This window comes from Streptomyces sp. NPDC016677 (assembly GCF_055562815.1).
Genome location: NZ_JBVHEO010000010.1, coordinates 138,337 through 150,575, shown reverse-complemented (window position 1 = coordinate 150,575; position 12,239 = coordinate 138,337). Strand labels below are relative to the sequence as shown.

General features: G+C 73.4%; 14 protein-coding genes. 2 read left to right on the top strand and 12 right to left on the bottom strand.

The annotated features are described in order from the left end of the window. Nucleotides 1-12: 12 nt before the first annotated feature. From ACZ3IG_RS25035 to ACZ3IG_RS24985, 11 genes are all read right to left on the bottom strand, one after another. On the bottom strand, nucleotides 13-612 hold the full coding sequence (locus ACZ3IG_RS25035; protein ID WP_467434788.1) for a TetR/AcrR family transcriptional regulator: 600 nt from the start codon (nucleotides 610-612) through the stop codon (nucleotides 13-15). A 184-nt stretch (nucleotides 613-796) separates the two neighbouring features. Continuing rightward, nucleotides 797-1,291 carry a DUF4396 domain-containing protein gene (locus ACZ3IG_RS25030; RefSeq protein ID WP_467434787.1) on the bottom strand — a complete coding sequence of 165 codons (495 nt, stop codon included), beginning with the start codon at nucleotides 1,289-1,291 and terminating at the stop codon, nucleotides 797-799. Between the two features lie 145 nt (nucleotides 1,292-1,436). Continuing rightward, entirely contained in the window at nucleotides 1,437-2,537 is a 1,101-nt protein-coding gene (locus ACZ3IG_RS25025) for a CU044_5270 family protein (RefSeq protein WP_467434785.1), read from the bottom strand. Then, on the bottom strand, nucleotides 2,534-3,178 hold the full coding sequence (locus ACZ3IG_RS25020; protein ID WP_467434784.1) for an RNA polymerase sigma factor: 645 nt from the start codon (nucleotides 3,176-3,178) through the stop codon (nucleotides 2,534-2,536). Before ACZ3IG_RS25020 ends, ACZ3IG_RS25025 begins: the two co-directional genes overlap by 4 nt. Before the next feature lie 52 nt (nucleotides 3,179-3,230). Further along, on the bottom strand, nucleotides 3,231-4,148 hold the full coding sequence (locus tag ACZ3IG_RS25015; protein ID WP_467434783.1) for a LysR family transcriptional regulator: 918 nt from the start codon (nucleotides 4,146-4,148) through the stop codon (nucleotides 3,231-3,233). Between the two features lie 53 nt (nucleotides 4,149-4,201). After that, on the bottom strand, nucleotides 4,202-5,548 hold the full coding sequence (locus ACZ3IG_RS25010) for an MFS transporter (RefSeq protein WP_467434781.1): 1,347 nt from the start codon (nucleotides 5,546-5,548) through the stop codon (nucleotides 4,202-4,204). 67 nt (nucleotides 5,549-5,615) lie between these two features. After that, nucleotides 5,616-5,885 carry a hypothetical protein gene (locus ACZ3IG_RS25005; protein WP_467434780.1) on the bottom strand — a complete coding sequence of 90 codons (270 nt, stop codon included), beginning with the start codon at nucleotides 5,883-5,885 and terminating at the stop codon, nucleotides 5,616-5,618. Beyond that, on the bottom strand, nucleotides 5,882-7,030 hold the full coding sequence (locus ACZ3IG_RS25000; RefSeq protein WP_467434779.1) for a M20 family metallopeptidase: 1,149 nt from the start codon (nucleotides 7,028-7,030) through the stop codon (nucleotides 5,882-5,884). The genes ACZ3IG_RS25005 and ACZ3IG_RS25000 overlap by 4 nt, the downstream gene beginning before the upstream one ends. Continuing rightward, nucleotides 7,030-7,695, bottom strand: coding sequence for a DUF1028 domain-containing protein (locus tag ACZ3IG_RS24995; protein WP_467434777.1), 666 nt, complete (start codon nucleotides 7,693-7,695; stop codon nucleotides 7,030-7,032). Before ACZ3IG_RS24995 ends, ACZ3IG_RS25000 begins: the two co-directional genes overlap by 1 nt. Continuing rightward, nucleotides 7,692-8,171 carry a RidA family protein gene (locus ACZ3IG_RS24990; protein WP_467434776.1) on the bottom strand — a complete coding sequence of 160 codons (480 nt, stop codon included), beginning with the start codon at nucleotides 8,169-8,171 and terminating at the stop codon, nucleotides 7,692-7,694. Before ACZ3IG_RS24990 ends, ACZ3IG_RS24995 begins: the two co-directional genes overlap by 4 nt. Nucleotides 8,172-8,181: 10 nt before the next feature. Beyond that, a complete protein-coding gene (locus tag ACZ3IG_RS24985) occupies nucleotides 8,182-9,456 on the bottom strand; it encodes a flavin-containing monooxygenase (protein ID WP_467434775.1) in 1,275 nt (424 codons plus the stop codon). Nucleotides 9,457-9,700: 244 nt separating this feature from the next. Here ACZ3IG_RS24985 and ACZ3IG_RS24980 point away from each other — a divergent pair, with 244 nt between their 5' ends. Then, on the top strand, nucleotides 9,701-10,225 hold the full coding sequence (locus ACZ3IG_RS24980; protein ID WP_467434773.1) for a hypothetical protein: 525 nt from the start codon (nucleotides 9,701-9,703) through the stop codon (nucleotides 10,223-10,225). Nucleotides 10,226-10,392: 167 nt separating this feature from the next. After that, nucleotides 10,393-11,448 carry a hypothetical protein gene (locus tag ACZ3IG_RS24975; RefSeq protein WP_467434772.1) on the top strand — a complete coding sequence of 352 codons (1,056 nt, stop codon included), beginning with the start codon at nucleotides 10,393-10,395 and terminating at the stop codon, nucleotides 11,446-11,448. A gap of 120 nt (nucleotides 11,449-11,568) precedes the next feature. On the opposite strand, the gene ACZ3IG_RS24970 is transcribed toward ACZ3IG_RS24975, so the two are convergent. Further along, nucleotides 11,569-12,213 carry a YceI family protein gene (locus tag ACZ3IG_RS24970; RefSeq protein ID WP_467434771.1) on the bottom strand — a complete coding sequence of 215 codons (645 nt, stop codon included), beginning with the start codon at nucleotides 12,211-12,213 and terminating at the stop codon, nucleotides 11,569-11,571. Nucleotides 12,214-12,239 lie beyond the last annotated feature (26 nt).

The window sequence follows — 12,239 nt, the reverse complement described above, 5'->3', positions numbered from 1 at the left end:
CCCCGTCCGCGCTCACCCGTCGAACGGCCGCACCGGCCCCACCTCGACGCCGAGCAGCCGCCAGGCCGCCAGTACCCGGGCGGTCCGCTCCTCGTGGGTCGGGCCGATGACGGCACCGGAGACCATGGCGACGGCGAGCGTCAGATCGTCGGCCGCGGCCAGCCGGTGCCCCGGCGGCAGCCGGCCGCGCAGCGCGCGCTCGACCCGTTCGGAGAGGGCGCGGGCGTACGCGTGGGTCGCGGAGGTCCCCGAGCGCCGGTCGGCCTCGTCGGCGTGCAGCAGGCTGATGAAGGCCGACGACTCCGTCAGGTGCCAGGACAGGACACCCAGGGCGTCCTCGAAGGTGGCGCCCTCGGCCGCCGCCGCCTGCTCGACCTGCCGTACGTTCTCCTCCAGCACGGCGGCCGCGACGGCGGCCCGGTCGGGGAAGTGCCGGTAGAGAACGCCCTGTCCGACGCCGGCCCGGCGTGCGATCGCGGACAACGGGGCGTTGAGGCCGGCCTCCGCGTAGATCTCCCGGGCGGCGGCGATCAGGGCCGCCCGGTTGCGGGCGGCGGCTTTCGGACCGGGGTTCGAGGACCGCCGTTCGTCCGGCCCGGGGTGTTGCGTCACCCCCGAAGAATACCGGCCGCGCAAGGCCCCACCGGGACCGGGCCCGGCGACCTTGCCGGAACGCGGGGCCGCGGCGGACCACGGCCGAGACCTTCGACGTCGAGCTGTGTGACCTGTACCGGGTCCTGGTCCGCCCGCGCCGGTGAACAGGCCGGCCCCCGGAACCGCTCCGGAGGCCGGCGCCTCAGTGGTGGGCGTGGACCACGGCGTGGCCCTTGCCGCGGCCGATCATCCACTTGTTGACCGGTGTGGTGACCAGGAAGGCGACGACGAAACCGCCCAGCAACGCCGACCAGAACAGCCCGTCCGACAGGTGGGCGTCCATGGCGCCGGGGACCAGGGCGACGATGCCGTTGTCGACGAGTTCCATCACGGCGATGGACACGGTGTCGGCGGCGAGCGCGACCCTGATCGCGGCTCTGAGGTTCAGGCCGGAGCGGCGGACGCCGAACAGCGTGAACGAGTAGCCGAACACGAAGGCGAGCGCGATCGCCAGCGTCATGGTCGGGACGTTGCCCCACATCAGGGCGGTGCCGATGACCATGCCGAGGATCTCGCCGACGGCACAGCCGGTCAGACAGTGCAGCGTCGCCTTCACCGCCATGGGCCAGGACGCCGCGGCGGTGTGCGGGCCGTCGTGCGGACCGTGGTGTCCGGTGTGGTGCGTGCTGTGGACCATGACCGTCATCCCTGTCCCGTCCGGCGTCCCCGCTATCGGAGCTTCACACACTCCAACCATATACCCCCCTAGGGTATTCCCAGCCTCCCCGCACCGAGGACACGCGGAGGGCGTCCACCGGTACGGTCGTCCTCCGCCGCACGGTTCAGGACGGGTCGGCCGCCGCCTCGCCCTTGCCGTCCGCGACGCCGACCTCCAGGAGCGCGCTCTCGGTGGTGCCCAGGTAGGCCAGGCTCTTCGCGTCGAACACCCAGTAACCGCTCGCGCCCTTCGCGCCGGAGCCGCCGGAGCCGTCGGAGCCGTCGGAGCCGTCGGAGCCGTCGGAGGCCGTGTACGTGAGGCCGATGCCCGTCCGCCCCGCCCCGTCCTCGGCGCTCTCCACCACGCGGACGCCGGGGAGCTCGGCCACGGCGCGGTAGAGGGCGGAACTGAGGTCGGGCAGCAGGGTGGCCGCGTCGAGAATGGCGCCGACGTTCTCGAAGACGGTCTCCGTCAGCCGGGACTCCACCACCCCGTCGCCGCCCCGCAGCTCCTTCAGCAGGGCGTCGGGGTCGGTGGGCAGCGCTTCGAGCTGACGGTAGGTCAGATAGGGCGTGTCCTCCATCGTCACGTCTTCCGTACGGGACCCGTCGGGTTCGCCCTCCGAGGTGAGCGCGACGAGGCGCCGGAGGCCGTCGCGGCTGCCGTCCACGGACGTCCACTCTTCGCTGCGGACCTCCCCCTCGTAGGTCTTCAGGCCCGTGATCTCCCCCTTGGCGTTCCGTACGGTCTCCGAGGGGCCGTCCCAGATGTCCGAGGAGCCCTGGGACCTGGTGTAGACGTACTGGTCGTCGCGCACGGTCACCGCGGGTCGGCCGGCCGCCGCAAGGGCGATCCGGTCCAGCAACCGCGCGGCCGACAGGTGACGGGGCACAGGGGTACCCGTGGCTTCTGTGGTTCCCGTGGTTCCCGTGGCGCCGGCTGCGCTGCTGACGCCGGTGCCCCCGGTGTCCTGGGCGCCGTCGACCGCCACCGCGCCCAGGGCCACGACGGCGGCCAGGGCCAGCGGTGCCGCGACGAGCACCAGGCGCCGTCCGGGGCGCCGGCGCGCGGGGGATTCGGAAGTCGTCTCGTGGGTGATGTGCCGCATCAGGTTCTCCCTCAGAGCGCGGTGGCGGTCCCCGGCGAGTTCCGGACGGCCCGGGGCGGGCAACAACTCGGCCAGTTCCTGAAAGTCGGGCTGATCACGTCGCGGGTTGGTGTTCATCGCCTCTTCTCCTGCGTGGACCGAGCCGCCTGTGGGCGGCTGCCCGGTATCTGTCCGACGGCGGCCGGGCGTTGCATCCGGATCTCGTCGACGCCGTCCCGGAGTTCGAGCCGGGTCAGGTCGCGCAGGCGTTTCCTCGCCCGGGAGAGCCGGGAGCGCACGGTGCCGACGGCCACGCCCAGGGCCTCGGCCGCCGTGGCGGCGTCCAGGCCCTCCCAGACACAGAGCGCGAACACCTCCCGCTCCCCGCGCCGCATCCTGCCCAGCGCCCGCTGCGCGGCGGCCAGTTCCTCGGCGTCGGCCTGGCGCTGTGTCACCTCGTCGGCGAAGTCCGGCACGGGGGCGGGCGGCGGGAGCCGGGTGAGCGCGGCCTGGTGTCTGCGCGCGGCCCGCGCGGTGTTGCGGGTGACGTTGGTCGCGATACCCAGCAGCCACGGGCGCAGGTCGTCGTCTCCCGGGAGCACCCGTTCCCGCAGCCGCCACGCCTCCAGGAAGGTCAGCGACACGAGGTCCTCGGCCAGGCCCGGGTTACCGGTCAGCCGCGCGGCGTGCCGGTGGACCACCGCCGCGTGTTCGTCGAACAGCTCCCCGAAAGCGTCGGGGTCTCCGGCGCGCACCCGAGCGCGCAGTGACATCTCCACACTTCACCCTGTCCGCCGCGCCGCCCGCGCTGCGGTGAGGTGGGTCACACCGTCATGGCCGGGCGGCGATCCGGCGCAGCAGGTCCATCACCGCTCGGGCCCGGGCGGTCTGGGTCATGCCGTCCACGGAGGCGATCTTGACTTCGAGCGGGGGGCCGCCGTCCCGGAGCCGGAGTGCGGCGACCTCGCCGCCGCCGTAGGTCTGGCTGGTCGCCGGCCGCTGGTTGAGCACGGAGTAGCCGAGTCCGCGGGCGACCAGGGAGCGTACGGTCTCGTAGCTGCGGGTGCGGTAGCGGACGTCGGGGGCTGTGCCGGTGGCGGCCACCAGGGAGTGGAAGTAGTCGCGACTGTGCGGGAGGTCCAGCAGGACGAGCGGTTCCGCGGACAGTTCGTTCAGTTCCACGCTGTCCCGGCCGGCCAGGGGGTGGCCGGCCGGGACGAGGACGTAGGCGGGGGCGAGGGCGATCGTCTCGGCGCGCAGTTCCGGGGCGGCCGACAGGCCGAGGCCGTAGGTGAGGGCGAAGTCGATGCGTCCGGCCGTCAGGGCCTGGACGAGCTGGTCCGTCTCGGCCTCGACCACGTCGATCTCGATGCCCGGATGGCGTTCGGTGCACTCGCTGAACAGAGGTGGCAGGTAGTACGGGGCGAGGGTCACGAAACATCCGACGGTGACCGGTCCGGCCAGCTCCCCGCCCTCTCCCCTGGCCTCCCGTTCGACCTCGCGGGCGCGGGCCAGCAGGTCCCGGGCCTGTTGCTGGAGCCGCTCCCCGGCGGGGGTCAGGGTCAGTCCCCGGCCCCGGCGCCGGATGAACAGCTGTACCCGGAGGTCCCGTTCCAGGTTGTAGACGGCGGCGGACACGGCGGACTGAGCGATGTGCAGTTCCTGCGACGCCTCCGTCATCGACCCACGGTCGGCGGCGACCAGGAAGTAGCGGAGCTGTACGAGGGTGAAACCCAGCGGTGACGTCATGCGAGGCCCTTGTGCGCGGTGAACCGTGTCCGCGCCGACTGTATCGGCGGCGCCTAGACCCGCTCGGACGGCACGTCCTCGGGCCGCAGCAGCGGGCGGCCGGCGGTCTCCTTCAGGGAGAGGGCGGCGACCAGGCCGCCCACGGCGAACACCATCAGGTACGGGCCGGGCACCAGGGTGGAGCCGGTCGCCGAGATGAGCACGGTCATCAGGTAGGGCACGGTGCCCGCGAACAGCGCCGCGGTGATGTTGTAGGCGACGGACAGTCCGCTCTGCCGGGTACGGGTGGGGAAGATCTCCGCCGACCACACCGCGTAGGTGCCGAGGATGGCCGCCAGGATCGCGCCGAGGATCAGTCCGGCGATCCAGGTGCCGGTGAGTCCGGTCCGCATCAGGAGGAAGGCAGGGGTGGACAGGACCAGCAGCGCCGCCGTCGCCCCGACGAACACCGGCTTGCGTCCCACCCGGTCGGAGAGCCTGCCGAACAGCGGCACCAGCACCAGGCCCAGCAGGGAGATGACGGTGGACAGCAGGGCGGCGCTGTCGGCGGAGTGGCCGAGGTGGTCGGTCTCGTAGGTGACGAGGTAGGTCAGTACGGCGTAGAAGGGGACGTGCATGGCGGCCATCAGACCGGCCGCCTGGAGCAGCTCCCGCTTGTGGGAGCGGAGCAGTTCGCGGGCGGGGCTGCTGGGCACGGTGCCGTGGGCTTCGAGCGCCCGGTACTCGGGGGTGTCCTCGATCTTGTCGCGGATGATGTAGCCGATGACCCCGAGGGGCGCGGCGACCAGGAAGGGCACCCGCCAGCCCCAGGCGGTGAGCTGGTTCTCGTCGAGCCCCGCGGACAGCAGCAGGAAGACGAACGAACCGGCGAGGAAGCCGAGCAGGGAGCCGACCTCCAGCCAGCTCACGCCGAACCCGCGGCGGCGGCGCGGCGCGCTCTCGGCGAGGAAACTGGCCGCGCTGCCGAACTCGCCGCCCGCCGCGAAGCCCTGGACCAGCCGCAGCACCACCAGGAGTATCGGGGCGGCGATGCCTATCGCGTCGTAGCCGGGGAGCAGTCCGATGGTCAGGGTCGCGCCGGACATCATGAAGATGACCAGGGACAGGGTGCGCTTGCGGCCGATCCGGTCGCCGAGCGGTCCGAAGACCAGGGCGCCGACGGGCCGGATGCCGAACGACACGGCGAAGACGCCGAACACGGCGAGCAGTCCGGTCGTGCTGTCCTCGGCCGGGAAGAAGACGGTCGCGACGGTACCGGCGAGATAGGCGTAGGCGGCCCAGTCGAACCAATGCACGAACACGCCGACGGCTCCCGCGGCGACACTCCTGCGCAGCGCTACGACGTCGGTGGCCGGCTCGGCCCCGGTCGTCATCGTGGCACTGCTGTCACGCGTGGGCATACGCGCCTCCTTGGGGAAAAAGGGGTGGAGAAGCCGGAGCAGTGCGGGTGCCGCCGGCGCCGTGCTCTCAGGGCGAGGGCAGGCCGGTCAGGGGAGTGGGGCCGGTCAGCTCGCGGAGTTCCGCCTCGGTCAGCGGCGCGGGCTCGCGGAGCGTCGGGGCGGGACCGGGCCGGGCGGTGTGGCGGGGCGGGGAGCCGGCCGGCGCCCGGACGGCGCGGGCCCCGTGGCGGGCGCCCGCCACGGCGTCGGCGTGGCCGGATGTGTCGTGCCCGCTCCGGTGCCGGCCACGGACGTGCGCCGGCCGGCCGCGGTCGTGTCCCGCTGTCGCCGTCGTCATGCCGTGGCGTTCCCGGCCCGCGTGGCGCGGTCCACGCCGGTCCAGGCCAGCGCGAGGGCCGCGTCGAGCAGGGCCCGTTCGGCCGTGCCGCCCACGCAGTGGGCGGCGAACTCGCGCTGGTGGTTGGTGGCGGGCAGGGAGCCGACGCCGATGTAGGGGTGGATGGCCGGCACCACCTGCGAGACGTTGCCCATGTCGGTGGAGGCGCGGTTCATCCGGGCGGCCTGGCCGGGCGGGGCGAACTCCCGCCCCAGCGCGAGGGCGTTGGCCCGGTAGTGCCCGAGGGCCCACTCGTCCGTACGGAACTCCGCGTACGGCTTGCTCTCCGGCTCGATCTCCAGGTCGCAGCCGGTCGCGAGGGCACCCGCCTCGAAGGCCCGCAGGACCCGGGGCTCCAGCTCGGCCAGTTCGGCGAGTGACTCGGCCCGTACGTACCAGCGTCCGGTCGCCCGCTCCGGGATGGCGTTCGGGGCGTCACCGGCGTGCGTCACCACACCGTGCACCCGCGCCGAGGCCGGCAACTGCTGACGCAGCAGCCCGATGGCGACCTGGGCCACCGTGAAGGCGTCGGCCGCGTTGATCCCGGCCTCCGGATAGGCGGCGGCGTGCGCGGACCTCCCGGTGTAGGAGACCTTGGAGTGGCTGACCGCGAAGGGGCGGGCCTCGGCGACGTCGACCGGCGCGGGGTGCGCCATCATCGCGAGGTCGACGCCGGTGAAGGCGCCCCGGTCCAGCATCTCGATCTTGCCGCCGCCGCCCTCCTCGGCCGGGGTGCCGTAGACCTCGACGGTGAGGCCCGCGTCGTCGGCGACGGCGGCGAGGCCGAGCGCGGCGCCGACCGAGCTCGCCGCGATGAGGTTGTGCCCGCACGCGTGACCGAGGCCGGGCAGCGCGTCGTACTCGGCGCACAGCGCGATCCGCACCGGCCCGCTGCCGAACCGGGCGTGGAAGGCGGTGTCCAGTCCCAGGTAGGCGGCGGTGACGTCGAATCCGGCGCGGTCCAGCGGCTCGGGCACGCGGGCAGCGGCCCGGTGTTCCTCCCAGGCGGTCTCCGGATCGGCGTGCAGCCGCTCGGACAGGCCGGTCAGCTCCTCGGCGTGCCGGGCGACCGCCCGCCGGACCGCCTCCTTCAGCGCGCCCCCCATCACAGGTCCCCGGGAACGCCGTACGAGGGTGAGGTCGCGGGGTCGAGTCCGCGCCGCACATAGTCGTCCCGCTGCGGCAGCCATACGTCGACGAGGTCGCCGAGCCGGTCCACGGGGTCCTCGGCCCAGTCCACCCGCAGGTCGGTGACCCGCCAGCCGACGTCCGCGACGACCGCCAGGCCCGCGGAGCGCACCGGCCCCTCCTCGCCGCCGGCGGCGACGGCCGCCCGCATGGCGGTGAGCAGCCGCTCCTCCAGCTCCCCCGTGGCGGCGGCGTACGCGTCGAGGAGTACGCCGGGCAGGTGCTCGCCGCAGAGCAGGTTGCCGGCGGCGACCGCGCCGTCGGCGGTGGCCGAGGCGTGCGTGCCGAGGGTGTGCGAGCCGCTGTAGGCGTACCCGGGGCCGGTGCGGCCCAGCACGGTCAGCTGCCGGTAGGCGATGCCGGCGCTGCCCTCGGTGACCTCCCGCAGCGCCCGCTCCGCGTCGCCGTGTGCGGCGAGCCGCTCCAGCAGGGCGGTGCCGAGCCTGGGGTCGGTGATGTTCTGCGAGGTCGCCGCGCCGGCGCCGGGCCGCAGATGGACGACCCGGGCGGCGACCGCCGGGCTGGACGAGGCGGCCGCGACGCCGAACCGCTCACCGTCACGGACCACCAGGGAGAACGTCATGCCCCTGCCTCCTCGGACGATGCGGGGATCACGGCGATCGCGTCGATCTCGCACAGCCACTCCGGGCGGGCCAGGGCGGAGACCACCAGGCCGGTGGAGATGGGGTGGACGCCCCTGGTCCAGCGGCCCACGGTGCGGTAGACGGCCTCGCGGTAGCGCGGGTCGACGAGGTAGATGGTCAGTTTGACCAGGTGCTCCATCCGGCTGCCCGCCTCGTCGAGCAGCGTCTTGATGTTGGCCATGGCCCGCTCGGCCTGGGCCTCGGCGTCACCGATGCCCACGGACTCGCTGGTGTCCAGGTCCTGGCCGATCTGGCCCCGGACGTAGACGGTGCGGCCGGCGACGACGGCCTGGCAGAGGTCGTTGTCGAGGTTCTGCTCGGGGTAGGTGTCGCGGGTGTTGAACGGGCGGACGCGGGTGTGTCCGCCGGCGGTGATCGGGGCCTTGGCCGGACGGCCCTCGCTGGTGGAGGTCATGTGGGGCTCCTCAGTTCTGCGGGGTCGCGGGTGCGGGTGCGCTGCCGTACGCGAGGTAGGCGCGCCGGGTCGCGATGTGGTCGGCGACGTACCGGGCGTCGTGCCAGACACCCCAGATGAAGCTGGACCCGCGGCGGGACAGCCAGGGCAGGCCCAGGAAGTAGACGCCGGGCTCGCGGGAGACTCCGCGCCGCTGGTCCGGCCAGCCGCGCTCGTCGAACGCGTCGACCTGGAGCCATCCGTAGTCGGCGGCGAAGCCGGTGGCCCAGACGATCGAGGTGACGCCGGCCGCGGCCAGGTCGAGTTCCAGGCGGGGGTCGGTCACGCATTCCGGATCGGGCCCGAGGACGTGGGCTTCCGGCTCCTCGGGGAGGTCGAGGCCGTTGCGTTCCGCGTACTCGTCGGCCGCCCTCAGCAGCGCGAGGTACTTGGAGTCACCGAGCGCGATGTTGTCGGCGAGGTCGGGCGCGAAGCGCAGGACGCCGTCGGCGCAGGACGCGGTCATGCCGACGAGTTCGACGCCGGTGGCGGCCAGGGCCCGGAAGTCCACGGTGTGGCCGCCGCGGGCGCCGCTGACCGCGATGGTGACGTGGGCGGCACCCTCGGGCGGCGTCTGGGCGTCCCAGAGTCCGAGCACACCGAGCCACCAGCAGAAGTCACGTCCCCGGTACCGGCGGGGCGGACGGTCGTGCGGTCCGACGGAGAGGAGGACCCGGCGGCCGGAGCGGCGCAGCTCGTCGGCTATCTGGACGCCCGAGGAACCGGCGCCGACGACGAGGACCGCGCCCTCGGGCAGTTGCTCCGGGTTGCGGTACCCGCTGGAGTGGAGCTGTACGGGGACGGTGCCGTCCGGGACGAGGGGCGGGATCACGGGCCGCTGGAACGGCCCCGTCGCGGCCACGACGAAGCGGGCGTCGATGGATCCCCGCGAGGTCTCGACCCGGAAGCCGGGCCGTCCGGCGTGCTTGCGCACCGAGGTCACCTCGACACCGCACCTGACGGGGGCGCCGATCTTCTCGGCGTACGCGGCGAAGTAGTCGGCGACCTGCTCCTTCGAGGCGAAGGCGTCGGGGTCGACGTCGGGGAACTCCATCCCCGGGAAGCGGTCGTGCCAGGCGGGCCCGTTGGCGACCAGGGAGTCCCACCGCTCGGAGCGCCATCGCTCGGCCACCCGGTGCCGCTCCAGGACGAGGTGCGGGATGCCGTGGGCCCCCAGGTGCTCGCTCACCGCCACGCCGGCCTGGCCCGCCCCGACGACGACCACTTCAGTCTGTTCACTCGGCATTTCGCCTCCGCTCGTGCGGCAGTCCATCCGGTGTCGCGTTGACTGTGCTACCGCACGGACATCCTCAGCGGCCCTCGTAAATCCTGTCCAACAGATGTTTCCGTTGTAGGCAATCGGTTTTACAGATGTGAATCGGGGCGCGTGTCGGGAACTTCCGGCCGGCTTCACGCGTTGCGGAGAGCGACTTGATCGTTTTGCTGTGAGACACGACGGCGGCGCCGTCGTCGGGGGAAGTGAGCAACCCATGGCCATGGTGGGCCTGTTCTGGATCGCCGAGGGCGATGTGTACGTGGGCGCGAAGCCGTCCGGTCTGGCTCCCGGGGTACGCCTGTCCCCCGAGGGCGTCGTGGCCCTCGGGGACGGACAGTCCGGCCTCCACCTGTGGGAGGACGTACGGAGTCTGACGGTGGCGGACGTGCCCGTGAAGACCGTGATGCGGCGGGTAGGCGCGGTCACGGGCATGGCGTGGACCACGGTGCTGAACCTCGTGGACCCGGGCTCGGGCGGGGCGGACGACGCCCCGGGGCTGATGACGCTGCGCGTCGGCACAGCCGACGGCGACCATGAGCTGGCGGCCTACGTGGCCGCGGCCGTCGGTTACTCCCAGGCCGAGACCGACCTCTCCCGCGCCCTCCTCGCCCGGCTCGCGGAGGGCGCCGCGACGATGACCACGACCCTGGCGGCCATGTCGGAGTGGGGTCGCGCGTGGGAAGGGGGCTCGCCCCGGGAGACGGAGCGGGAGGCGCTCCTGCGGAAGTGGATCGGCTAGGGAGCCGCCCCGCTCAGACTCCCTGGCCGTCACGCCCTCGACCTGCCGGCGCCCCGTGGAACCAGGAGGACGCCGGCGCGGTCTGAGAGGGGTAGTGGCAGTGGCTCCGTGGACCTGGCACACCCGCGTCCGGCGGGCCGGGCGGGGCCGCACGAGGTACGGGGGTCGTGGTGAACCAGGTGCTCTATGGCGAACGGTCACGCAATCCGCTGTCCCGGACCGTGGAACTGACCGAGGACCGCTTGCGGGTGGGCCCGAGGGCCACTCCCCTGCACGAGCTGAACCTCGGCGCCATGGCCGAGGCGTACCAGCGGGGCCGCTGGCTCGGCGGCGGTGGCACGGAGCGCCCGCTGCACACGCTGGCGGACGGGGCCGGCATCGTCCCGGTCACCCGCGTCACCGGTTCCTGCACCCCGGTGAGGGCCCGGCATGCCGCCCGGTTCGCCCATGAGTTGGGGAACCTCGCGGTCCTGCGGTGCGGCGGGCCCGGGCAGGTGGCCGCCCTGTCCGCCCGGAGCCGGGCGGAGGGGGTTCCCCTGTGGATCGCGCGGCGGTTCGCGCCGGGGCCCGTCGGGCAGATCGCCGTCGCGGTGGAACGGCGCCTGGTGCGCGTGGACGTTTGGGGACCACAGGCTCCCGTCCTGCGGCTGCGGGCACCGTACGGTTTCCGTCCGGACGCCCCGGAGCCGTCGAAGGGCCTGCGGCTGACCGTCGCCGACACGGCCGCCGGCCTCGGCCTCCTGAGGAACTGGCGCAAGTCCCGCAGCCTCGTGGAGGTACGGATCCCGGGGCGGCACTGGGTCCTGCGGCGGGAGAACACGACGAGTTCACGGCTGCTGTGCAATGACCGGCCCGTCGCCCTGCTGACCCGTCTGCCGCGCCGGCTCACGCACCAACCGGGCACGGTGCTGCTGCCGTTGGCTCCCGTGCACTACGCGAGCGGTGACCCGCTGGACGCCGTCATGGCCCAGCTCTGCGCCGCCGCCTTCGGGCTCGGGGACACGACGGGCTCGGCACGGTTCCGCGCGGAACGGGGGCGCCCGGTGTACCGGGGCGAGCCCACCGCCGCCGACGACGACGCCTGGGGCCGTCCTTGGTACAGCAACCTCGGCAGGGGACGCCCGGACAACGAGCCCGGCGGGGGCGACGGCTGGGGCTCGGACGGAGGAGACGGGGGCGGCGGCGACGGCGGGGGCGGTGACGGCGGAGGCGGGGGCGAGTGACTCGACGCCCAGGTACGGATCGATGAAGCAGAGGCGGCGGCGCCGGCGGAGCGACCTCCGGCGTCGCCCCGGGCCCGGCGTCACCGCCCGGCCCGGCGTCACACCCGGCCCGGCGTCACCTCACGCCCGGATGGCGGAGATGTCGAACTGCAGCCGGATCTTCTCGCTGACCATCGCCCCGCCCGCTTCGAGGCGCTGGTTGTAGACCAGGCCCCACTCCGTGCGGTCGATCGTGGTCGTGCCGTCGAAACCGGCGCGCTCGTAGCCGAAGGGGTCCATGACCGAGCCCAGGTAGTCGAGCTGGAGGTCGACGGGCCGGGTGATGCCGCGGATGGTCAGGTCGCCCGTCATCCGGAAGTTCTCCCCGCCCTCGTGCACGGTGGACGTGCTGCGGAACACCATCTCCGGGTAGCGGCTCGCGTCGAAGAAGTCGGCGCCGACGAGGTGGGCGTCGCGCTGCTCCACGCCCGTGTCGACGCTGGCCACCTTGATGACGAGGTGCGCCCGCGACTGGGAGGGCCGGGCCCCGTCGAAGTACAGCTCGCTGTCGTAGTCGGCGAAGGAGCCCCGTACCGTTGTCACCATCGCGTGCCGCACGGAGAACCCGATGCGGCTGTGCGGACGGTCGATGGTCCACTCACCGGTCAGCGCGCGCAGCCTGGGGTCGAGCGCGACACCGGCGGGCGTGACCTCCTCCACCGGCGCGAAGTCGACAGGTGACGCCTGCTCGGCGGTCGCGCTCTGGCGACGGCTGAAGATACCCATGAGGTCGTAAGCCCTTTCGACTCGAT

Coding starts and splice junctions, on each gene's coding strand:
- ACZ3IG_RS25000 (WP_467434779.1), bottom strand. CDS start 7,030: ATGGGGGGCGCGCTGAAGGAGGCGGTCCGGCGGGCGGTCGCCCGGCAC.
- ACZ3IG_RS24990 (WP_467434776.1), bottom strand. CDS start 8,171: ATGACCTCCACCAGCGAGGGCCGTCCGGCCAAGGCCCCGATCACCGCC.
- ACZ3IG_RS24995 (WP_467434777.1), bottom strand. CDS start 7,695: ATGACGTTCTCCCTGGTGGTCCGTGACGGTGAGCGGTTCGGCGTCGCG.
- ACZ3IG_RS25015 (WP_467434783.1), bottom strand. CDS start 4,148: ATGACGTCACCGCTGGGTTTCACCCTCGTACAGCTCCGCTACTTCCTG.
- ACZ3IG_RS25025 (WP_467434785.1), bottom strand. CDS start 2,537: ATGAACACCAACCCGCGACGTGATCAGCCCGACTTTCAGGAACTGGCC.
- ACZ3IG_RS25030 (WP_467434787.1), bottom strand. CDS start 1,291: ATGGTCCACAGCACGCACCACACCGGACACCACGGTCCGCACGACGGC.
- ACZ3IG_RS24980 (WP_467434773.1), top strand. CDS start 9,701: ATGGCCATGGTGGGCCTGTTCTGGATCGCCGAGGGCGATGTGTACGTG.
- ACZ3IG_RS24985 (WP_467434775.1), bottom strand. CDS start 9,456: ATGCCGAGTGAACAGACTGAAGTGGTCGTCGTCGGGGCGGGCCAGGCC.
- ACZ3IG_RS24970 (WP_467434771.1), bottom strand. CDS start 12,213: ATGGGTATCTTCAGCCGTCGCCAGAGCGCGACCGCCGAGCAGGCGTCA.
- ACZ3IG_RS25005 (WP_467434780.1), bottom strand. CDS start 5,885: ATGACGACGGCGACAGCGGGACACGACCGCGGCCGGCCGGCGCACGTC.
- ACZ3IG_RS25010 (WP_467434781.1), bottom strand. CDS start 5,548: ATGCCCACGCGTGACAGCAGTGCCACGATGACGACCGGGGCCGAGCCG.